The organism is Pseudomonas sp. P105 (assembly GCF_032614175.1).
Classification (GTDB): domain Bacteria; phylum Pseudomonadota; class Gammaproteobacteria; order Pseudomonadales; family Pseudomonadaceae; genus Aquipseudomonas; species Aquipseudomonas rhizophila.
This window is the reverse complement of record NZ_CP126693.1, coordinates 4,409,428-4,431,239: the sequence shown is the minus strand read 5'-3', so window position 1 is coordinate 4,431,239 and position 21,812 is coordinate 4,409,428. Positions and strand designations below refer to the sequence as shown.

The 21,812-nt window shown below is 60.3% G+C and carries 22 protein-coding genes; 16 read left to right on the top strand and 6 right to left on the bottom strand.

Translation table 11 applies throughout. The features are described 5' to 3' along the window. The first annotated feature begins 54 nt into the window (after window positions 1-54). The 9 genes from glcD (at window position 55) to QOM08_RS19725 (ending at window position 10,492) form a co-directional block, all read left to right on the top strand. Window positions 55-1,554: a glycolate oxidase subunit GlcD gene (gene glcD / locus QOM08_RS19765; protein WP_047228251.1), complete on the top strand. Its 1,500-nt coding sequence runs from the start codon at window positions 55-57 to the stop codon at window positions 1,552-1,554. Window positions 1,555-1,559: 5 nt separating this feature from the next. After that, window positions 1,560-2,618, top strand: a complete 1,059-nt coding sequence (gene glcE / locus QOM08_RS19760; protein WP_171061339.1) for a glycolate oxidase subunit GlcE — start codon at window positions 1,560-1,562, stop codon at window positions 2,616-2,618. A gap of 2 nt (window positions 2,619-2,620) precedes the next feature. Continuing rightward, window positions 2,621-3,838, top strand: coding sequence for a glycolate oxidase subunit GlcF (gene glcF, locus QOM08_RS19755; protein WP_316912029.1), 1,218 nt, complete (start codon window positions 2,621-2,623; stop codon window positions 3,836-3,838). Between the two features lie 12 nt (window positions 3,839-3,850). After that, window positions 3,851-4,252: a heme-binding protein gene (locus QOM08_RS19750; RefSeq protein WP_047228253.1), complete on the top strand. Its 402-nt coding sequence runs from the start codon at window positions 3,851-3,853 to the stop codon at window positions 4,250-4,252. 78 nt (window positions 4,253-4,330) lie between these two features. Further along, on the top strand, window positions 4,331-6,508 hold the full coding sequence (locus QOM08_RS19745) for a malate synthase G (RefSeq protein WP_316912028.1): 2,178 nt from the start codon (window positions 4,331-4,333) through the stop codon (window positions 6,506-6,508). 250 nt (window positions 6,509-6,758) lie between these two features. Further along, window positions 6,759-8,456: an L-lactate permease gene (locus tag QOM08_RS19740; protein ID WP_047228255.1), complete on the top strand. Its 1,698-nt coding sequence runs from the start codon at window positions 6,759-6,761 to the stop codon at window positions 8,454-8,456. Between the two features lie 92 nt (window positions 8,457-8,548). Next, window positions 8,549-9,037, top strand: coding sequence for a GNAT family N-acetyltransferase (locus QOM08_RS19735; RefSeq protein ID WP_047228256.1), 489 nt, complete (start codon window positions 8,549-8,551; stop codon window positions 9,035-9,037). A 429-nt stretch (window positions 9,038-9,466) separates the two neighbouring features. Then, window positions 9,467-9,883, top strand: a complete 417-nt coding sequence (locus QOM08_RS19730) for a hypothetical protein (RefSeq protein ID WP_047228257.1) — start codon at window positions 9,467-9,469, stop codon at window positions 9,881-9,883. A gap of 165 nt (window positions 9,884-10,048) precedes the next feature. Then, window positions 10,049-10,492, top strand: coding sequence for a DUF4124 domain-containing protein (locus QOM08_RS19725; RefSeq protein WP_047228258.1), 444 nt, complete (start codon window positions 10,049-10,051; stop codon window positions 10,490-10,492). 128 nt (window positions 10,493-10,620) lie between these two features. On the opposite strand, the gene QOM08_RS19720 is transcribed toward QOM08_RS19725, so the two are convergent. From QOM08_RS19720 to QOM08_RS29185, 3 genes are all read right to left on the bottom strand, one after another. After that, on the bottom strand, window positions 10,621-10,887 hold the full coding sequence (locus tag QOM08_RS19720) for a hypothetical protein (RefSeq protein ID WP_047228259.1): 267 nt from the start codon (window positions 10,885-10,887) through the stop codon (window positions 10,621-10,623). 104 nt (window positions 10,888-10,991) lie between these two features. Further along, window positions 10,992-11,270 carry a hypothetical protein gene (locus tag QOM08_RS19715; protein WP_047228260.1) on the bottom strand — a complete coding sequence of 93 codons (279 nt, stop codon included), beginning with the start codon at window positions 11,268-11,270 and terminating at the stop codon, window positions 10,992-10,994. 455 nt (window positions 11,271-11,725) lie between these two features. After that, on the bottom strand, window positions 11,726-12,028 hold the full coding sequence (locus tag QOM08_RS29185) for a hypothetical protein (RefSeq protein ID WP_196304608.1): 303 nt from the start codon (window positions 12,026-12,028) through the stop codon (window positions 11,726-11,728). 251 nt (window positions 12,029-12,279) lie between these two features. On the opposite strand from QOM08_RS29185, the gene QOM08_RS19710 reads away from it, so the two are divergent. The 6 genes from QOM08_RS19710 to QOM08_RS19680 all read left to right on the top strand — a co-directional run bounded on the left by QOM08_RS19710 (window position 12,280) and on the right by QOM08_RS19680 (window position 17,546). Beyond that, complete coding sequence (locus QOM08_RS19710; RefSeq protein WP_274090945.1) at window positions 12,280-14,472, top strand: response regulator; 2,193 nt, start codon at window positions 12,280-12,282, stop codon at window positions 14,470-14,472. A gap of 681 nt (window positions 14,473-15,153) precedes the next feature. After that, entirely contained in the window at window positions 15,154-15,570 is a 417-nt protein-coding gene (locus QOM08_RS19700) for a glycine zipper domain-containing protein (RefSeq protein WP_047228264.1), read from the top strand. A 193-nt stretch (window positions 15,571-15,763) separates the two neighbouring features. Then, window positions 15,764-15,931, top strand: a complete 168-nt coding sequence (locus QOM08_RS19695) for a hypothetical protein (RefSeq protein ID WP_171061338.1) — start codon at window positions 15,764-15,766, stop codon at window positions 15,929-15,931. 69 nt (window positions 15,932-16,000) lie between these two features. After that, window positions 16,001-16,204: a hypothetical protein gene (locus QOM08_RS19690; protein ID WP_076383858.1), complete on the top strand. Its 204-nt coding sequence runs from the start codon at window positions 16,001-16,003 to the stop codon at window positions 16,202-16,204. A gap of 90 nt (window positions 16,205-16,294) precedes the next feature. Then, window positions 16,295-16,654: a hypothetical protein gene (locus QOM08_RS19685; RefSeq protein WP_316912027.1), complete on the top strand. Its 360-nt coding sequence runs from the start codon at window positions 16,295-16,297 to the stop codon at window positions 16,652-16,654. 196 nt (window positions 16,655-16,850) lie between these two features. Further along, window positions 16,851-17,546, top strand: a complete 696-nt coding sequence (locus tag QOM08_RS19680) for an HAD-IA family hydrolase (protein WP_316912026.1) — start codon at window positions 16,851-16,853, stop codon at window positions 17,544-17,546. Window positions 17,547-17,754: 208 nt separating this feature from the next. Here QOM08_RS19680 and QOM08_RS19675 read toward each other — a convergent pair whose 3' ends face one another. Further along, window positions 17,755-18,483: an aspartate/glutamate racemase family protein gene (locus tag QOM08_RS19675; RefSeq protein ID WP_076383859.1), complete on the bottom strand. Its 729-nt coding sequence runs from the start codon at window positions 18,481-18,483 to the stop codon at window positions 17,755-17,757. Between the two features lie 142 nt (window positions 18,484-18,625). Continuing rightward, entirely contained in the window at window positions 18,626-19,366 is a 741-nt protein-coding gene (locus QOM08_RS19670) for a phosphoadenylyl-sulfate reductase (RefSeq protein ID WP_047228271.1), read from the bottom strand. A 173-nt stretch (window positions 19,367-19,539) separates the two neighbouring features. Between QOM08_RS19670 and thrH the strand changes: the two genes are divergently transcribed. Beyond that, on the top strand, window positions 19,540-20,157 hold the full coding sequence (gene thrH / locus QOM08_RS19665) for a bifunctional phosphoserine phosphatase/homoserine phosphotransferase ThrH (protein WP_047228272.1): 618 nt from the start codon (window positions 19,540-19,542) through the stop codon (window positions 20,155-20,157). Between the two features lie 138 nt (window positions 20,158-20,295). Here the strand turns inward: thrH and pabB are convergent, their stop codons facing one another. After that, the gene (gene pabB, locus QOM08_RS19660) at window positions 20,296-21,639 is read right to left on the bottom strand and encodes an aminodeoxychorismate synthase component I (protein ID WP_047228273.1); all 1,344 of its coding nucleotides are present in this window, start codon (window positions 21,637-21,639) and stop codon (window positions 20,296-20,298) included. Window positions 21,640-21,812: the final 173 nt, after the last annotated feature.

The following is a 21,812-nucleotide window of genomic DNA, read 5'->3' as shown; positions in this document are numbered from 1 at the left end:
GCCCGGCTCGCTACCGGCGCGGCACAAAAGAACAATAAAGCGAGAAAGCCTGCCATGAGTATTTTGTACGACGAGCGCGTTGATGGGGCGCTGCCTGAAGTGGACAAGTCAGCGCTGCTGGCGGAACTGCGCCAGCAGCTTCCTGACCTGGAAGTGCTGCACACCCAGGAAGACCTCAAACCCTACGAGTGCGACGGGCTCTCTGCCTACACCACCACGCCGATGCTGGTGGTATTGCCGGAGCGCATCGAACAAGTCGAACGCCTGCTCAAACTCTGTTATCAACGCCGTGTGCCCGTGGTGGCACGCGGGGCAGGGACGGGCTTGTCCGGTGGTGCACTGCCATTGGTCCAGGGGATTTTGCTGGTGATGGCGCGCTTCAAGCACATCCTTGAAGTCAATCCAGAAGGGCGCTTCGCTCGCGTTCAGCCGGGCGTTCGCAACCTGGCCATCTCCCAGGCGGCCGCCCCCTACGACCTGTATTACGCACCGGACCCATCCTCGCAGATCGCCTGTTCGATTGGCGGTAACGTCGCCGAGAACGCCGGAGGCGTGCACTGCCTCAAATATGGCCTGACCGTGCACAACCTGCTCAAGGTGGAAATCCTCACAGTTGAAGGCGAGCGCATGACCTTGGGCAGCGAGGCCCTGGATTCGCCCGGCTTCGACCTGCTCGCCTTGTTCACCGGCTCCGAAGGCATGCTGGGGATCATCACTGAAGTCACGGTCAAGCTGCTGCCCAAGCCGCAGGTGGCCAAGGTGTTGCTGGCCAGCTTTGATTCGGTGGAGAAAGCCGGGCGCGCGGTGGGTGAAATCATTGCGGCCGGCATCATCCCCGGCGGCCTGGAGATGATGGACAACCTGGCCATTCGCGCCGCCGAGGACTTTATTCACGCCGGTTATCCGGTGGACGCCGAGGCCATCCTGCTGTGCGAACTGGACGGTGTGGAGGCCGACGTGCACGACGACTGCGAGCGTGTCCGCGCGGTGCTGGGCGAGGCCGGCGCCACCGAAGTGCGCATGGCTCGCGATGAGGTTGAACGGGTCAAGTTTTGGGCCGGGCGCAAGAACGCCTTCCCGGCCGTCGGGCGTATCTCGCCGGACTATTACTGCATGGACGGCACCATTCCACGTCGCGAACTGCCCGGGGTGCTCAAGGGCATCAGTGAGCTGTCCGAGGCGTTCGGCCTGCGTGTGGCCAACGTGTTCCATGCCGGTGACGGCAATATGCACCCATTGATTCTGTTTGATGCCAACCAACCCGGCGAGCTGGAGCGGGCCGAGTCCCTGGGCGGCAAGATTCTCGAACTCTGCGTCAAGGTGGGCGGCAGCATTACCGGCGAACATGGTGTGGGGCGCGAGAAGATCAATCAGATGTGCGTTCAGTTCAACAGTGACGAACTGACCCTGTTTCACGCGGTGAAAGCAGCCTTCGACCCGCGCGGCCTGCTCAACCCCGGCAAGAACATTCCGACTCTGCACCGCTGCGCCGAATTCGGCGCCATGCACGTGCACCACGGCCAACTGCCCTTTCCTGAACTGGAGCGCTTCTGATGGTGATGCAGCACGACTGCGACGCCAGCGAGGCGTTGCTGGAACAAGTCAATCACGCCCTCAACAGTGCTACGGCGTTGCGCATTCAGGGGGGTAACAGCAAGGCGTTTCTCGGTCGCAAGGCCGAAGGCGAAGTGCTCGATACCCGTGCCCACCGCGGCATCGTCAGCTACGACCCGACCGAGTTGGTGATCACCGCCCGCGCCGGCACGCCGCTGGTTGAGCTGGAGGCGGCGCTGGACGCGGCCGGACAGATGCTCACCTGCGAGCCTGCGCAATTTGGTGGCGCCGCGACCCTCGGCGGGATGGTTGCGGCAGGTCTTTCGGGCCCGCGCCGGCCTTGGTCCGGCGCGGTTCGTGACCTGGTCCTGGGCACCCGCTTGATCACCGGAACGGGCAAGCACCTGCGCTTTGGCGGCGAGGTGATGAAGAACGTCGCCGGCTACGACCTGTCGCGGCTGCTGGCCGGGAGCTTTGGCTGCCTGGGAGTGATTACCGAGGTGTCGCTCAAAGTGCTGCCCAAGCCGCGCCAGTGCCTGAGTCTGCGGCTGGAGATGGACGCCGCGCTGGCTTTGCGCAAACTGGCCGAGTGGGGTCAGCAACCCATTTCGCTGAGCGCCGCCAGCCATGATGGTCAGGCTTTGCACCTGCGCCTGGAAGGTGGTGAAGGCTCGGTCGCAGCGGCCCGCGAGCGTCTCGGCGGTGAGCTGCTTGAGAGCTCGTACTGGGTTGACCTGCGCGAGCAACGCCTGGATTTCTTCGCAGACCCGCGCCCGCTCTGGCGATTGTCGGTGCCGACCAACACCGACGTGTTGGCGCTGCCCGGTGAGCAACTGATCGACTGGGGAGGCGCCCAACGCTGGCTCAAGTCCGATGCCGATGTCGCGCTGATCCGCCAGATCGCCGCCCAAGCCGGTGGCCACGCCACCTGTTTCACCGCCGGCCACTGCGACAGTCCATTCCATCCGCTGGCCACCCCGTTGCTGCGCTACCACCAACAGCTCAAAACCCAGCTTGACCCCCAGGGCATTTTCAACCCTGGCCGAATGTATCGCGAGGTGTAGTTGTGCAGACCCATCTGAGTGAACAGGCCAAGCACCTGCCGCGCGCCGAGGAAGCCGAACGCGTCCTGCGCAGCTGTGTGCATTGCGGCTTTTGCAACGCCACCTGCCCGACCTACCAGCTTATCGGTGATGAGCTGGACGGCCCGCGCGGGCGCATTTACCTGATCAAGCAAGTGCTGGAAGGCAACGAAGTCACGGCCAAGACCCAACTGCACCTGGATCGCTGTCTGAGCTGTCGCAACTGTGAGACCACCTGCCCGTCGGGCGTGCAGTACCACAATCTGCTGGATATCGGCCGCGCGGTAGTCGATGCCGCCGTTCCGCGCCCGCTGGCTCAGCGCGTATTGCGTCAAAGCCTGCGTGCCGTGGTGCCTCATGCGCGGCTGTTCAAAGGGCTGATTGAGGTTGGCCAGGTTTTCCGTCCGCTGTTGCCGGCCAGCCTCAAGGCCAAATTGCCGCGTACTGCCAGTGCCGCCAAACCCCGCCCCGAGCCACGCCATGCACGCCGTGTGCTGATGCTTGAGGGCTGTGTGCAGCCTGGCCTGGCACCTAACACCAATGCCGCCACGGCGCGGGTGCTCGATCGCCTCGGCATCAGCGTCACGCCGATCAATGAAGCCGGTTGCTGCGGCGCAGTGGACTACCACCTCGACGCCCAAGAGCAAGGCTTGCAGCGTGCGCGGCGCAACATCGATGCCTGGTGGCCCGCCATTGAGCAGGGTGCCGAGGCCATTGTGCAGACCGCCAGCGGCTGCGGCGCCTTCGTCAAGGATTACGGCCATCTGTTTGCGCAGGATCCGGCCTACGCCGAGAAAGCCAGGCGCGTCAGTACGCTGGCCAAAGACCTGGTTGAAGTGCTCAGCGTCGAACCTCTGGAGCAACTGGGTGTGCATGCCGACAAGCGCGTGGCTTTCCATTGCCCCTGCACTCTGCAGCATGCGCAGAAGCTGGGGGGCGCCGTGGAAAGCGTGCTCGCTCGCCTCGGGTTCGGTTTGACGGCTGTGCCCGACAGTCACCTGTGTTGCGGCTCCGCCGGGACCTATTCGTTAACCCAGCCGCAGCTGTCCAGGCAGTTGCGCGACAACAAACTCAATGCCCTGGAAAGCGGTAAGCCGCAGGCGATTGTCACCGCCAACATCGGCTGCCAGACCCACCTCGACGGCGCCGGTCGCACCCCTGTGCGGCATTGGATCGAACTGGTCGAAGAAGCCCTGAATTAACCGGAGAACAGCATGCTTAGCAAAGCCGTATTGAGCCAGACCGAAGTCAGCAAAATCCTCGCCGCTGCCCGCAGTGAAGCGGAGAAAAATCACTGGGCCGTGAGCATCAGCGTGGTCGACGACGGCGGGCATCCGCTGGCCCTGGAACGCCTGGATGGCTGCTCACCGATCGCCGCCTACATCGCCGCCGAGAAGGCCCGCAGCGCCGCCATCGGGCGTCGTGAAACCAAAGGTTATGAAGACATGGTCAATGGCGGGCGTAGCGCGTTCCTGTCCGCGCCGCTGCTGACTTCGCTGGAAGGTGGCGTGCCGGTGATTGTCGACGGCCAGGTGATTGGCGCGGTGGGCGTTTCCGGGGTCAAGGCCGATCAGGACGCCCAAGTGGCCAAAGCCGGTATCGCCGCACTGGGTTGATTACAAGGGCTAGGCGCTTGTTCAGTGAGCCGCGCTGACATCTGACGCCGGCCACCTACTGTTTTTTGGAGAGTGAAAATGACTGATCGCGTGAACTGCCAGCGCCTGCAAGTGGCCGTCAACCTGCAACGTTTCGTCGACGAGCAAGTGCTGCCCGGCACCGGGATTGAACGCGAGGCGTTCTGGGCCGGCTTCGACGTCCTGGTGCATGACCTGGCGCCGCACAATCGTGCGCTGCTGGCCGAGCGCGATGCGCTGCAGGCGAAGCTGGACAGCTGGCACCGCGCGCACCCAGGCCCGATCAGCGACATGCCGGCGTATCGCGATTTTCTCGAGTCCATCGGCTACCTGTTGCCGCAGCCTGACACGGTGCGGGTCAGCACCGCCAACGTTGACAGCGAGATCACCCACCAGGCCGGTCCACAGCTGGTGGTGCCGATGATGAATGCCCGCTACGCGTTGAACGCCGCCAATGCGCGCTGGGGTTCTTTGTACGATGCGTTGTACGGCACCGATGCCATCGCTGAAGACGGTGGTGCTCAAAAGGGCCCGGGCTACAACCAGGTGCGTGGTGACAAAGTCATCGCCTTCGCCCGCGCGTTTCTCGATCAGGCCGCGCCTTTACGCATGGGCTCGCATGCCTACTCGGTCAATTACCGAGTCAGTGAGGGGCAACTGCAGGTGACCCTGGCTGACGGCACCCAGACCGGTTTGGCCCAGGCCGACAAGTTCGTCGGTTATCAGGGCCAGGCCAGAGCGCCGACAGCGGTGCTGCTGAAAAACAACGGCCTGCACGTGGAAATCCAGATCGATGCCGGCAGCCCGATCGGCGCCAGCGATGGCGCAGGGGTCAAGGATCTGCTGGTGGAGTCCGCGCTGTCGACCATTCTCGACTGCGAAGACTCCGTCGCGGCGGTCGATGCGGCCGATAAAGTGCTGATCTACCGCAACTGGCTCGGCCTGATGAAAGGCGACCTCAGCGAAGCGCTGGAAAAGGGCGGCAAGTCTATCGTGCGCCGTCTCAACCCGGACCGCGAGTACACCGCTGCCGCTGGCGGTGCGTTGAAGCTGCACGGCCGTTCGTTGCTGTTTGTGCGCAACGTCGGGCACCTGATGAGCAACCCGGCGATCCTCGACGGCGAAGGCCACGAGATCCCCGAAGGCATCCTCGACGGCGTGATGACCAGCTTGATCGCCCTGCATGACCTCCAGCGCCACGGTAACTCGCGTACAGGCAGTATCTATATCGTCAAGCCGAAGATGCACGGCCCGGCTGAAGTGGCCTTTGCCGATCAGTTGTTCACGCGCATCGAAGACCTGCTGCACTTGCCCCGGCACACCCTGAAGATGGGGATCATGGACGAAGAGCGCCGCACCAGTATCAACCTCAAGGCGTGTATCGCCAGCGCGGCGGCGCGGGTGGCCTTCATCAACACCGGCTTCCTCGACCGCACCGGTGATGAGATGCACACCGCCATGGAGGCCGGCGCGATGCTGCGCAAGGGCGACATGAAGAGCAGCGCCTGGATCCAGGCCTACGAGCGCAACAACGTGCTGGTTGGCTTGAGCTGCGGTCTGCGTGGTCGGGCGCAGATTGGCAAGGGGATGTGGGCCATGCCGGATCTGATGGCCGCCATGCTCGAGCAGAAGATCGCCCATCCCCAGGCCGGCGCCAATACGGCCTGGGTCCCGTCGCCGACCGCCGCCACCTTGCATGCCTTGCACTACCACCAAGTGGATGTGCAGGCGGTGCAGCGCGAGCTGGAAGCCATCGACCTCAACAGTCAGCGCGACGACCTGCTCAATGGCCTGCTCAGCGTGCCGGTGGTGGCCGAGCCTGACTGGAACGCCAGCCAGATCCAGCAAGAGCTGGACAACAACTGCCAGGGCATCCTCGGTTATGTGGTGCGCTGGGTCGAGCAGGGCGTGGGTTGCTCCAAAGTGCCGGATATCCACAACGTCGGCCTGATGGAGGACCGCGCCACCCTGCGTATTTCCAGCCAACACATTGCTAACTGGCTGCACCACAACGTCGTTAGCCAAGCTCAGGTGCGCGCAAGCCTTGAGCGCATGGCCAAGGTGGTCGATCAGCAGAACGCTGGCGATCCGCTGTATCGCCCGATGGCCGATGACTATGCCGCCTCGATGGCGTTCCAGGCCGCCTGCGACCTGGTGTTCAAGGGCCGCGAGCAACCCAGTGGCTACACCGAACCGCTGCTGCACGCCTGGCGACTGCGGTTCAAGCAACAGGCCTGAGGGAGGCACGCTCTTCAATCGTCGAGGGTGCTGCGGTGTACATCGTGACCGCAACCCCGAAAGCCCCTGCTTTAGCGGGGGCGTAATACAACAGGCCCCGACAGCCCATGGCTGCCGGGGCCCTTGAGCATGAGCGCGGCGATGGGTGATCCCCTGTCGACGCGGTTCGCGGAGCACCTGTGCTCTGGATGCGTGGCGCCGGATACCCCCGGCAAACTGTGGTTCACAACAATAAAAAGGAACCAAAACCATGAGTCAAACACTGCTGTCCATCCTGGCCTTCGTGCCGCTGGTACTGGCGGGCGTGTTACTGATCGGCTTTCGCTGGCCAGCCAAATACGCCATGCCCGTGGTCTTCGTACTGACGGCGCTGATCGGCCTCGGGGCCTGGGACATGACGTTGAATCGGGTCCTGGCGTCCTCGCTGCAGGGCCTCGTCCTGACGGCGGCGATTCTGTGGATTGTTTTCGGTGCCATTCTGTTGCTCAACACCCTCAAGCATTCCGGCGGCATCAGCTCCATTCGCCGTGGCTTTGCCAATATCAGCCCGGACCGTCGGGTCCAGGCGCTGATCGTGGCCTGGCTGTTCGGCTGCTTCATCGAGGGCGCTTCGGGCTTTGGCACACCTGCGGCGGTAGTCGCGCCGTTGATGGTCGCGCTGGGCTTCCCGGCCATGGCCGCGGTGGTACTCGGCATGCTGGTGCAGTCCACGCCGGTGTCTTTTGGTGCCGTCGGCACGCCCATGGTGGTCGGGGTCACAGGCGGCCTTGACCAGACCGGTCTTGGCGCGCAACTGGCTGCTGTGGGCAGCAACTGGGACGTGTTCTTCCATTTGATCGTCTCGCGGGTGGCGATCATCCATGCCCTTTGCGGGATTCTCATGCCGCTGATCATGATCAGCATCATGACCCGCTTCTTCGGCAAGAACCAATCCTGGCGCGAAGGCCTGGTCATGGCGCCGTTTGCGATCTTCACTGGCCTCGCCTTCGTCATCCCTTACGCCGCCGCTGGGGTGTTCCTCGGTCCGGAATTCCCTTCGATGATTGGTGCCCTGGTGGGCCTGAGCATTGTGATCCCGGCTGCCAAAGCGCGCTTCCTGTTGCCCAAGACCACCTGGGATTTTGCCCCGGCCAGCGAGTGGCCAGCGGAGTGGATGGGCAGGATCGAGATGAAGCTCGACGACATGGCCGGCAAAAAAGCGATTTCCGTCCCCATGGCCTGGGCACCCTATGTGCTGCTGGCCGTGTTGTTGGTGCTGTCGCGCAACATTCCACCGCTCAAGGCCTGGCTGCTGTCCCTGAGCTTCGGGGCCAAAGACATTCTGGGTGAGACGGGCGTGTCCGCCAGCCTGGAATTGCTCTACCTGCCAGGTGGTTTGCTCTGCGTGGTGGCGCTGATGACATTCTTCTTGCACCGCATGCGCGCCAGCGAATTGGTAGCGGCCGTGAGCGAATCGAGCAAAACCTTGCTGGGCGCCGGTTTCGTGTTGATCTTCACCATCCCGATGGTGCGTATCCTGATCAACTCAGGGGTGAATGGATCGGACCTGGTGTCGATGCCGGTGGCAATGGCGCGTCTGGTCGCAGACAGTGTCGGCAGCGTGTACCCGTTCTTCGCCCCGGCGGTGGGCGCACTGGGCGCATTCATCGCCGGCTCCAACACCGTGTCCAACCTGATGCTGGCGCAGTTCCAGTTCAATACCGCGCAACTGTTGGGCATCTCTGGCGCGCTGATGGTGGCGTTGCAATCGGTAGGCGCGGCGGCCGGTAACATGATCGCCATCCACAACGTGGTGGCGGCGTCGGCGACAGTCGGCCTGCTGGGTCGCGAAGGCATCACCCTGCGCAAAACCATGCTGCCGACGCTGTACTACATCGTCCTGGCCGGTATCATCGGCATGATCGGCTTCTATCTGCTGGGTATCAGCGATCCGCTGACGAAGTCCTGAAACCTGCAGGCTGCCCGCTGATGGGGCGGGCAGCTTCGGTCAGGCGAGTCGAGCAGGGCTAAAACCAAGCGTATGAATCTCAAGGACGTGCGATGACATTGCGATACAGGCCAGTGATGGTTGATGACATCAAAACCATCTGCAGTTTTCCCCAGGACGCTCGGGAACTGTTTTATATGTTCCCGAAAGCTCAATACCCTCTGACTGAGGTTCAGCTGTCTGACGCGATTAACCAACGATCTGACTCAACGATTTTTGAAAGGGGAAATAACGTCGTCGGTTTTGCCAACTTCTATCGAGCTGAAATGGGTGGGGTTTGTTGTATTGGCAATGTCATCGTCGCTCAACAGGCACGAGGTAAAGGCGTGGCGAGCTTCATTGTGAAGACAATGACAGCGCTGGCTTTCGACCGCTATGACGCTTCAGAGGTGCATATCTCCTGTTTCAATGAAAATACGGCGGGGTTGCTGCTTTATCCGAAACTGGGCTTTTTGCCCTTTGCCATTGAAGAACGCACTGCGCTGGATAATCGTAGATCGGCGCTTATCCATATGTCCTGCGGTAGGGCGGGCCGGTCCTAGTACTCAACTGATCTTCGACTTGTCTGAGAGTTAGGCGTCGAGATCGTCTTCGAAACTTGCTATTTCGTGATTCTTTCACAAGGTGATGAAGCTGTTGTGCTTGTGAACGAAGGGTTCTTGAGCTGCGACATTGTCGCTACGGCGCGTCCGGTCTGAGACTCTTGACCGGCAACTAGTGGGGATTTCAGGCTACCTTGTCGAGAAAACGACGGTTTACCAGAGGGGGAGCAAATGCGTCTTATCGTTAGGGATTGAGCGTTTCTGACAAAGCAGCTTCATAACTCAAGACATACCCGGTGTGAGGGAATCTCGCAGACTGCTTTGGGGGCGAGTGCTGCTTTCGTCATGGGGCATCTTGGCTGATCAACTGACCACTTATCACTTCCCGGCTATCATCCCTACCAATCCCTCAAGATCCGAGACCTTGCCATGCAAGATGGTTACTGGCCCTTTCATCTATTCGGCGCGACCTTCGTCAGTGACGCCGAGGCGCAACAGTATGTATTCGAACAGTGGGAGTCAGAGCCTCCCGAAAGCGCAACCGAGGCCGAGTATTCCGCATGGGAAGACCGCAATCCGACCTGGCGATTGGCCGAGGAACTGGAGTTCCACATGGACCCGGATTTCGTTGAATTTCCCGGCAGCCTAGAAGATGTCATCACGAAAATTCGCTGCCCAGAAGAGAGAGCGCTGGTAAGTTCCAAAGCGGCCGAATTCACCCACTTCATCATGGTCGGTCTGGATGCCATCTGGGGCGATCGACGTTCAAGTTCCACTCAAGTTGAACCTGTAGTGCGTTTGCCGGAAAGCACAGTAGCTATCACTTACCTCGGCAAGTTCAACTAAGCCGCCGGCCGAAAAATTACCCTGCTTGCTCAATCTACCGCGCGCACGGCAGAAATTTTTATCATTCGGCTATCATCAATGCAACTGCACTTTTTACGATTAGGTTCGGATGTTGGGCGCGTCACAGCAGTTTGCTGTGACGTTCAGCTTTCTTGGAGGGATATCATGAAATGGGCTTCGCTCTTGGTATCGGCGGCACTTTTTAGCTCTATCGTCCAAGCTGCGGATGTTTACAAATGCATCACCCCGGATGGCCACGTGATTTTCTCGAACTTCGGGTGCGGAACCGCAAGTGGGAGCGCAGAGCTACAAGAGCTGAAAATCAACAACATGGGGGAGCCCATCAAACCATCATCTGGGCAGCAAAAAAAACTAAGCGTGGATCGGGATTCCTCTCGTAACTCTCCGATTGTAGTCCGGGATTCCGCTGATGAAGATACAAGGGATGGTCGTATCAAGCGACGCTTAAGGGCTCAGGAGGAGTACCTTGACAGCCTGAAACCGAAAGTCCCGGGCGTGACGGTGATCAAGAATAAGGGTAGCGAAACCAATCACGAAAAAGCTATGCGCCTGAGAGAGGAGGCTCGAGAGCTTTACTACCAACAATAATTTTTTTGGATGACGAGTTTGAATTGATAGTCTCGCGTGACCAGGCTTTCGCGCGGCTCAAATTTTCTGAATAGTCGTAGATCAGCTCTCATGTATAGGACCTGCAGCAGACTGGCCCGACCATCTACTCACTTGATCTCAAAACGTTTCTTGACGCGCTTCTTCTCCTGAAGGAACTCGCCCTGAAGCGTCAGGATTTCTGACTTGCTCAGAACGCCTTTCCTCTTGAGGTTGACGAGCAACCGTTCGATGTCGTCCAACTCGACAACATCGCCAGCCATACGGGTAATGGTCACGGCCATACGACTCATGTCGTCAAGTTCAGCAGTGACATCATGGGCTTTAGCAAGCCTGCGGACCTTAGCCTCGACGCTATCAACCGCTGTTTGAGTCAATGGAGATTCCTCTACTTACTACTACATTACTAGCGGTGCCGGTATCGCGTTAGGTGGTGGTAAATGAAAGCCCCGGATTCGTTTAGAACCAGGGGCTTTGTGGCCTATAGAACGGATCCCGCCGGCGCCGCATCCAGCCGCCTGGCAATCACATCCATCACGTCGCAACCGTCACGCAGCGGAATGCAGCAAAGCTGTGCCAAATCCTGAAGAGTCGCGGGATCAGCGCTCTGCTCATCGCGCATCGCAATATTCTCAAGAAACTGAGTAGCGGCACGGATTCGGTAGGCGGCTGCATCGAGCAGGATGTGTAGCGGGGCGCAAGTATCGACGTAGAGGGGTTGGTCGTCGGCGTTGCTGGTAAGGCTCATGTATTGGTTCATATCAATTCCTTGTGTCATGAGTGAACTGTCACACTTCGTCGCCAAACGAAGGGTGACAGCTGTACACAGGTTGGCGAACCGGAGACACAAGCAGCCGGCAGACCCGAAGGTCTCCCGTGCACAGCTGCCATAAAGCAGTTCTGTGGGCACAAGGGTGCTCCTGCCACAGCAGAAAGCACCGTTGCACTTGTGTCAATCGAGTCGCCAAACCCGGTCGCCATTTTGGGCGACGCCCAGACTATAGGCGCCACCACAAAAAATACGCAAGGGATTGATAGGGAAGGGGATTCCCAATCATATGTAGGACGGTGCCTTAGTCGTCAGCGCTCGAGCTGTATGTCCTACAACTCACCAGAGCTATCACTTACGTCTTCTGGTGGGTAAATGCCATGGAGGAGAGGAGCAGTAGCCACGGGCGTAGCCAGGGAAGGAATGGGGCGAGATTTTCATTATTGTTAATAGAAAATCCCTGTGAGATGACCGTTCTCTACGAATTCACGCGGCTCGCGTAAAATTTGCTCCAGAACTGCGAGTCTCGAGCGGCCTTCTTGGCGTAGAAGGGTACCGACGAGTAGGCCTCTTTTAAACGTTGCGAGCCCAGCGCCCGCCTTTCGGCTTCCTGGATGCTCAAAGCTCCACTCTGCCAAATCTTCATCCAGAAGCTGTCCGCCAGTAGCGTCGTGGAGGGTTTTACGTTCGAAGTCGTAGCAAGCATTTCGTACCTCCGGCACGGAGAAGGCTGAGGATGCAGTCGGCATCTGGGCGCTGCACGACTATAGAGACCCCCGCAAAAACTACGCAAGGGATTGATAGCGCGGAGGTTTCCCAATGACATGTGGGACATTTCCGTAGCTCAATCAGCCAATTCCGCCATTCCACCCCCATTTACAGCCCTACACGTCCCACAATCCAATCGCGCATTCCCCTCCGGCGCGGGATAATACGGCCCGGCTTGGGGTCACAACCGCTTCCCCCTGATTGTATTGGCGGCTGAGAAGGATCGATCGCAATGACAGACTGGCTGCAAAGCTATGGAGAGATGGCTGAACGGGTACGCGGCCACGATTGGGACGCCAGCCCGCTCGGGCCGCCGAAACAGTGGCCCGATGTGCTGAAGACCACCGTAGCGTTGAGCCTCGCCTCGCATTTCCCCCAGGCCATCGTGTGGGGGCCGGAACTGATCACGTTGTACAACGATGCCTTCGTGCCCATCCTCGGCAATAAACCCCAAGCGCTGGGTCGGCGGTTCGATGAGGTGTGGAAGGAAGTCTGGAGCGACATCGGCCCGATTGTGCGGGCGGCCTTCGAGGGGCAGGCGACTTATATCGAGAATTTCCCCCTGATCATCGAGCGTGGCGGCGGCCTGGAACAGGCGTATTTCACGTTCTGCTACAGCCCCATCCGTGATCAGTTCGGCAAGGTCGTGGGCATGCTGGACACCGTCACCGAGACCACTTCCACGGTGTTCATGACCCAGCGCCTGGCGGTGCTGGATGCCATTGGCAATGCCGTGGCGAATGCCACCGACCCACAGGCCATCATGGCCACCACCACGCGGATTCTGGCGGCGCACCTGAACCTGTCCAATTGCGCCTATGCGGATATGGATGAGGACGAGGATGGCTTCACCATTCGCGGTGATTGGGCTCGGGCGGGGTCACCCAGTATTGTCGGGCATTACCGACTGGCGGATTTCGGTCGGCTGGCGGTTGCCAACCTGCGGGCTGGCAAACCCCTGGTGGTCAACGATAACCTCAAGGAGCTGGCGCCCGAGGAAGCGGCGACGTTCCAGGCGATCGGTATCGCAGCGACCATTTGCGTGCCGCTGATCAAGAACGGACGTTTGACCGCATTGATGGCCATCCACGACAAAACGCCGCGGGTCTGGTCCAGCAACGATCTGGCGCTGCTGATGGAAGTGACCGAACGATCCTGGGCTCACATCGAGCGGACCCGCGCGGACGCCGCCGTGCGCGAGGGGCTCGCGGCCCTGGCGGAACTGAACGCGACACTGGAGGAGCGGGTCGAGGAACGCACCACGCGCCTGAAACAGACCGAAGCGGCCCTGCGCCAGTCGCAGAAACTTGAAGCCATCGGCCAGCTCACCGGCGGGGTGGCCCACGACTTCAACAACCTGCTGACGATCATTCGTTCCTCCGTCGACTTTCTGCGCATGCCCAATCTGTCCGATGAGCGGCGCAACCGCTACATGACGGCGGTTTCCGAGACGGTGGAGCGTGCCGCCAAGCTGACCAGCCAGTTGCTCGCCTTCGCCCGGCGTCAGCCGTTGAAACCGCAAGTCATCGATGTGGGCAAGCAGGTGCAAAGCCTCGGCGACATGCTGCAGACCGTCACGGGGGCGCGGATTCAGGTCAAGGTCGAGCTGAGCGACCGGCCTTGTTACATCCGCGCTGACTTGAGCCAGTTTGAAACGGCGCTGATCAACATGGCCCTCAATGCCAGGGATGCCATGGATGGGCAAGGCACGTTGTCGCTGCGGCTCATTGGCGGTGCTGGCATGCCGCCGATCCGAGGTCACGCGGGAGCCGGGCAGTCTTTTGCCGCCATTGCCCTGGCGGACACCGGCACCGGCATTGCGGCAGAAGTCCTGGAGCATATTTTCGAGCCGTTCTTTACCACTAAGGAAGTGGGCAAGGGCACCGGGCTGGGGTTGTCCCAGGTGTTCGGTTTTGCCAAACAGTCTGGCGGCAACGTGGATGTTTCGACCGTGGTCGGGGAGGGGACGGTGTTTACCTTGTACCTGCCGGAAGTCGAGCCCGAAGAGATTGATGAGCCCAACCGGGAGGAAACCACGCCCCTGCTGCTGGAAAAGGGCAAGCGTCGGGTGTTGATCGTGGAGGACAACCTGGAGGTCGGGCGTTTTGCCAATCAGATCCTGCAGGATCTGGGCTACGAAACGGCCTGGGCGACCAACGCCGAGGAGGCTCTGGATATGGTTGGCCCGGATGCGATGGCGTTCGACGCGGTATTTTCCGACGTCGTCATGCCCGGCATCAGCGGCATTGCCCTGGCCAAGGCACTGCGCCGGCGCCGCCCGGATCTGCCGGTGGTCCTGACGTCGGGTTATAGCGAGGAGCTGGCCCACCGTGGCCATGAAGATTTCGAGTTTCTATCCAAGCCCTATTCGGCCGATCAGGTTTCCCGGATCTTGAGCCGCGCGATGGCGGGGCGGATTGAATAAAGCGGTCCGTGGGCAAGTCACGCAGCTCCATTCGTCGGCCAGACGCTTGCCTGAATAATCAGTCCTTTGATGACCGACTAGTCTGAAAGTCGTGAAGGCCTATATTTTTCAGGCAACGGGTTGTTGCCGGTGTGGGCCTCGACGAAAAGGGGAAAGGCGATGGGAGCACCGTACAGCGAGGATAACGGAGCCGCATATCCGATCAATGAAGGTTTGCAGTGTGGGCAATCGGCCTATAGGGCGGACTTTGGCGACGAGCCGATCAAATCCATCAGGACCAAGGTGTCCAAAGTGCCGCGAGGGGAAAAGGCCAAGTTCCTGCCCAGGGTCCCGGTCAGGAAGTAACGTTGCAACTCTACAATTCAGTCCTGTCATCGTGGCGAGGGAGCAAGCTCCCCGCCACGACACCATTCCAGCCTCTGGCATAAATATTCTTCATCTTTTTTTTCACGACGGTTTCTTTCACGTTTCTTTCACAAGCGGGCGCGTAATCTTGGCTCATCCGTTAGAAAGCAGTAACCGCAGTACCTGCCCGTTTCCCCAGCGGGCTTTTTTTTGCCTGTCATAAAACTACCCCTCCGTTTGTTGTCCAAGTGACATGGCCCGACGCTATCTGGCGTAGACTGACGCCCGCGCGTACCGGCCATCTTTCCCCGATGCGGCATTCTTGAGGTTTCTATCATGCGTTTGACTTTATCCACCTTGGTGCTTGGGCTTGTGGTTGCTCAAGGCGCGATGGCTGCCGGTGACGGTACTGCTGCGGTTGGCGGTGGTCTGGGCGGTGCGTTGGGTAACGTAGTCGGCCAACAGATGGGCGGCAGCACAGGCGCGGCCATTGGCGCCGGTGTCGGTGGTGCAGCCGGCAGTGCGGTGGGGGCGCGTAAGGGCAGCCGTACGGAAGCGGCCATTGGCGGTGGTTTGGGGTCGGCCGGCGGTTCGATTGTCGGTAACAGCCTGGGCGGCTCGACGGGCTCCACCATTGGCGCAGGTATTGGTGGCGCGGCGGGTGGTGCATTGGGTAGCAACCTGTCCAATGACAACGATGGTCATTCGGGTGGTAAGAAGCACAAGCACAAACATAAGAACAAACATCGCTAAGCGCATGTTTGGATGAGAAAGACCCGGCCTGTGAGCCGGGTTTTTTGTTCGCCATGGGTTTGCGGTTTATCTGCTCACAGGGTTGTCTGGCCACAGGGCTGTCCGGCGTTTTCTTTACCGGGTTATTTACCCGGAACGTTTCCCCTCTGCGCACCTCGAATTCATACATCCATCAGCAATTGCGAGGTGCGTCATGACGCCGGAAACCGAAGGTACGGAAGAAAAAGGCCCGTCGGGCGTTCCTTTCGTCAATGATCCGGGCAATGAAGACCCCGGCTCGCTGATGGACGACGCCCAGGTGCCCTTGATCGAGGGTGAAGAGGTGGAAGACGCTGAGATCGAGGACGAGTCCTACGATTGAAGTCGCTCAAGCTGACCGCCCGTGTTCTCAAAACTGCATGACGTGTTGTCCCGTCATCAGGAGGTTGCCATGACTGCCGATTCGCCTGTCCCTGACGACGATGAAACCCCGGAATACCCGCTGCCCTCGCCAACCGACTCGCTGAGCCGGGACCAGCGCCCGCCTGACGACGACGCCGGGGTAGAGCAGGTGCCGAGTGAGGATGAGGATATCGAGGCGAGCCCGGACGATCCGGACATTGCCGGTAACGACGCCTCCGGCGAACCGAGCTGATTGCCGGTTCCGCCCGTCGATTTATCGGCACCATCGGCCAGTCACGATTGCCACACATCAGGTAGGTAACCTTAAAAAGGGAGACTCACCATGATGAAATCAAATGTGACCGCGCTGACCCTGGCCGGGATTCTGTCGGTCAATTCCATGGCGGTTTTCGCCCAGTCTTCGGGCGGCAATCCCCCCGTAGATAAGGGCGGGATGCCACCTTCCACCGAGATGGAAGCCAGCACGCCATCGGGCACGGGAGGCGCTTTGCCGCCGGGTTCCGTGGAGGGCGATAATGGCAGCGACGCCAGTGGCAGCAGCACCAGTCCCGGTACGGGCAGCGGCTCAATGAGCGGCGGCAGTTCCATGGGGGGCGATGCCTCCAGCAGTGGAACCGGGGCCGGAACCAGCGACAGCGGTGGTAGCTCCGATGACGGCGGTTCGAGTGGTTCCAGCCAATAACGCATTGCTCATCATCTGAACCTGATCCTTGTTGCGGCGAGGGGGCAAGTGCCCTCGCTGCAACAGTCGCCCACACAGATTTCCCGTTGCCTGTGCCAAGCCACTCTCGTTATCCTGCTGAATCCTTTAAGGTGAACACGTTGCTCTGGCCAAACCTGAGCCATCTCTGGAACCTTGTGATAACGGATCAGATGCGATGAAAGCACCGCTGCAAGAGCTTGGCCCGATCAAAGCTGTGATATTCGACATGGATGGGCTGTTGCTGGACACCGAGGGCATTTACACCGAGGTGACCTCCATCATCGCCGAGCGTTACGGGCGCACGTTTGATTGGAGCGTCAAGCAGAACATCATCGGACGTGGGGCCGGGGATCTGGCCCGCTATGTCGTTCAGGCGCTGGAGTTGCCGATCACCCCGGAAGAGTTCCTGATGATCCGCGAGCCCTTGATGCGCGAACGCTTTCCGCACGCCCTGGCGATGCCCGGTGCTGAAGAACTGGTGCGGCATTTGAAGGCCCATGACGTTCCGATTGCGGTGGGCACCAGTTCGTCGAGCCAGTCGTTTGCACTGAAAACCACGCTGCACCGGGACTGGTTCGCGTTGTTCGATTTCATCGTCACAGCGGATGACCCAGAGGTGGGCGCGGCGAAGCCGGCACCGGATATCTTCCTCACTGCCGCCCGACGCCTGGGCGTTGCACCCCGCGATTGCCTGGTATTCGAAGATTCACCGTTCGGGGTGACCGCGGCGAAAGCGGCGGGAATGACTGCCATTGCCATTCCGGATTCGGCCATGGCCGACGAAAAATACGCCCATGCCGACGCGATCATTCGTTCCCTGAAGATCTTCCAGCCAGGCCTGTGCGGTTTGCCAGAGCTGGAGTGGGCCTGACGACACATCGCGGCACAACAGAACGCCGTTCATGGTATTACCCATGAACGGCGTTTTTTTATGGCCTGGATCAGGCGCCGCCCCCCCCATCGCGAGCAGGCTCGCTCCCACATTGGTTTTGTGGCGACCGCACATGTTGCGACCACCCAAAATCCCTGTGGGAGCGAGCCTGCTCGCGATGGGGGCGATGTGATTCAGAGCTGTGAATTCACCGCCCAAACCGCCCCGGCCAGCCAATAATGGTCTTGGGCCGAGGCGTGGCATAGGTGCGCACTTTCGAGGTGGACAAGCCCAACCGCACCAGGGCTTCGGCAATGGTCACCGCCGCCGTCACGCCATCGACCACCGGCACCCCGGTGCGCTGGCGGATCTGCTCATCGAGCCCGGCCATGCCGCCGCAACCCAGGCAGATCACTTCGGCTTTGTCCTGACTGACTGCCAGTTCTGCCTGCTGCACGATGGCTTCCACCGCCCGTTGCGGGTCTTGCTCAAGCTCCAGCACTGCCAGGCCACTGGCACGTACCGAGGCGCAGCGATCGAACAGGCCGGAGAGCTTTAGGCGGTCCTCGATCAGTGGCACGGTGCGGTCCAGGGTGGTGACCACCGAATAGGCGTGGCCCAGGAACATCGCGGTGCTGGCGCCCGCGTCGGTGATGTCCACCACCGGTACATTGAGCAGTTCCTGCAAGCCTTCGCGCCCATGTTCGCCGTAACCGGCCTGGATCACCGCATCAAACGGCTGATCGTAGGCCATCACCCGATCCATCACCGCGATGGCGGCCAGGTAGCTTTCGAAATTGCCTTCGATGGAGTCGGCGCCGAAGTACGGCGTGAGCCCGACGATCTCGGTGCCCGGCGCGGCCACGGCCTGGGCTTGTTGGGCGATGGCCCGGGTGATGGATTCGGTGGTGTTGACGTTGACCACAAGAATTCGCATGAGCTGTCCTCTTCCATAAGCGCAAACAGGCGGCCCGGTCTGGCGGGCCGTTTTTACAATCAACGGCAGATGTTATCCATAGGAATGGACAAATGGCAGGTTCTTGCGGTCCGCATGGTTTTTATAGGCGCTGTGGTTTTTTTCAGGCCTTGGATTTGCTGATGATATTGCCGGCGTGCAGCCCGCATTCTTTCTGCGTGGCTTCTTCCCACCACCAGCGGCCTTCGCGTTCGTGCTGGTTCGGCAGCACCGGGCGGGTGCAGGGTTCGCAGCCGATGCTGATGAAGCCGCGTTCATGCAGGCTGTTGTAGGGCAGTTCCAGCATGCGGATGTAGCCCCAGACTTCTTCGCTGGTCATCTGCGACAGCGGGTTGAATTTGTAAAGGGTGCGTTCCGGAGTGGAAAACGCCGTGTCGATTTCCAGTGCGGCCACCTGGCTGCGGGTGCCGGGGCTCTGATCGCGACGCTGGCCGGTGGCCCAGGCGCGGACATCGGACAGCTTGCGCCGCAGCGGTTCGATCTTGCGAATGCCGCAGCACTCACCATGACCGTCCTTGTAGAAGCTGAACAGGCCTTTTTCCTTCACGAAAGGCTCGAGTTTCGCCGGGTCCGGCGAGATCAGTTCGATATCGATCTTGTAGTGTTCGCGCACCTGTTCGATGAACCGATAGGTTTCCGGGTGCAGGCGACCGGTGTCGAGGCTGAACACCTTGACGTTCTTATTCAGCTTCCAGGCCATGTCCACCAGCACCACGTCTTCGGCGCCGCTGAAAGATATCCACAGGTCATCGCCGAATTCGGCGAAGGCCAGTTTGAGGATGTCCTGTGGGGACTTGTTGGCATAGGTCGTGGCGAGTTCCACGACGTCAAACGATGGGCTCATCAGGGCGGCTTCCTACAGGTCGGTGGCGCTGGGCGCTCTATATGGGGCTGATGGTAACAAAAGCTGTCGGGGCTGGCGCGCTCCTGTGCGTTGCGTAGGCATCGGCGAATGGCTAGAGTCGGCAGTCCTTTTGTTCGCTCAACCGGTAAACATCAAAAAAATGGGAGTGTCTTGTGGAAATTGCCTGTCTCGACCTGGAAGGTGTGCTGGTCCCGGAAATCTGGATCGCCTTCGCTGAAAAAACCGGTATTGAATCCCTCAGGGCGACCACGCGGGACATTCCCGACTACGATGTGTTGATGAAGCAACGGTTGCGCATCCTTGATGAGCATGGCCTCAAGCTCTCCGATATTCAGGAAGTCATCGCCACCCTCAAGCCGCTGGACGGCGCCATCGAGTTCGTCGACTGGCTGCGCGAGCGTTTCCAGGTGGTGATTCTTTCCGACACCTTTTACGAATTCTCCCAACCCCTGATGCGCCAGCTGGGTTTCCCGACGTTGCTCTGCCATCGTCTGATTACCGATGACAGCGGACGGGTAACCGGATACCAACTGCGTCAGAAAGATCCCAAGCGCCAGTCGGTATTGGCCTTCAAGAGCCTGTACTACCGGGTGATTGCGGCGGGGGATTCCTACAATGACACCACGATGCTGGGTGAAGCCGATGCCGGGATTCTGTTCCATGCGCCGGATAATGTGATTCAAGAGTTCCCGCAGTTCCCGGCAGTGCACAGTTTTGCTGAGTTGAAGCAGGAGTTCATCAAGGCTTCGAATCGAAATCTAAGCTTGTAAACCCAATCCCCCTGTGGGAGCGAGCCTGCTCGCGATAGCGTTGGTCAGCAGCATTTGAGCCAACTGGCACACCGCTATCGCGAGCAGGCTCGCTCCCACAGGGTTCTGGGCCTGGTCAGGGGCTTGCCCTCGATGCTTTTAGAGGTTCTGCAAAGTTTCGAGCAACACCCGCACCTTGGTAATCGACTCCTGATACTCCGCCTGCCAATCCGAATCCGCGACAATCCCGCCGCCGCCCCAGCAACACACCTGTCCATCCTTGACCAGCAAGCTGCGGATGGCGATGGAACTGTCCATCTCTCCGCGTACGTCCAGGTACAGCAACGAGCCGCAATACAGCCCGCGCCGGGTCGGTTCGAGTTCGTCGATGATCTGCATGGCGCGGATTTTCGGTGCGCCGGTGATCGAGCCGCCGGGGAAGCTGCCTGCGATCAAGTCCAGGGCGTCCTTGGCGTCGGCCAGCTCGCCGGTCACGCTGCTGACCAGATGGTGGACGTTGGGGTAGCTTTCCAGGCTGAACAACTCCGGCACGCGCACCGAGCCGATACGGCAGGTACGGCCCAGGTCGTTGCGCAGCAGATCGACAATCATCAGGTTTTCCGCCCGGTCCTTGGGGCTGGCCAGCAACTCGGCGGCGTGTGCGGCGTCTTCGTCAGGGGTTGCGCCGCGTGGACGGGTGCCCTTGATCGGGCGGGTCTCCACATGACCTTCGCTGACTTTGACGAAACGCTCGGGTGACAGACTCAGCACCGCGCCGCCGTCGGGCAAGCTCTGGAAGCCGGAAAACGGCGTCGGGCAAGCCGCCCGCAGCGCCTGATAGGCGGCCCAGGCATCGCCTTGGCACGGGGCGCGGAAGCGCTGGGCAAAGTTGACCTGGTAGCAGTCGCCGGCCTGGATATACGCTTGGATCCGTTCGAAGGCCAGTCGATAGGCATCGCTATTGAGGTCGGGCGCCATGGGCGCTTCGAGGCTGAAGGCGGTCACAGGCGCTGAGGTTGGCTGGCTGAAGAGCGCAATCAGGCGTTGGCGTTCGCTGTCGGCGCAGTGAGGGTGAAACACTAACTGGCTGGTCCCGGCCTGATGGTCGGTGACCAGCGCCCAGTCGTACACACCGAACCGCGCGTCGGGCAGGTGCAGATCGTCTTTGGCGTGGGACGGCAGGGTTTCGAGATGTCGGCCGAAGTCGTAGCTCAGGTAGCCGATCAGGCCGCCAGCGAAAGGCAATTGCACCGAGGCCGGCAGTACAGCACTCCCCAGTTGCGTCAGATGAATACGCAAGCGTTGCAGGAAATCGGCACCGGTCTCGTCTGACAGTACCGCCAGATGCTCCAGCGGCCAGGCACTGAGCAAATCATAGCGTCCGCGTTCGGCACTCGGCCGGCCGCTGTCGAGCAGCACACTGCCCGGGGCATGGCGGATCACCGCGAAATACTCGGCGGGGTTGGCGCGGTAAGGCAGCGGGTGTACAGAGCAGGTTGACATGGGTGGGGTGGGTCAGCCGTTCAGGCGGGGTGGCGATTGTAATCCCTCTGTAGGATTTGCTCCTAGAGGGATGTCGGAGATGAGTAAGTATGGGGCCATCGAAACATTTGGCTGTGAACACCTTGTGGCGAGGGGATTTATCCCCGCTGGGTTGCGCAGCAACCCTAAAACTT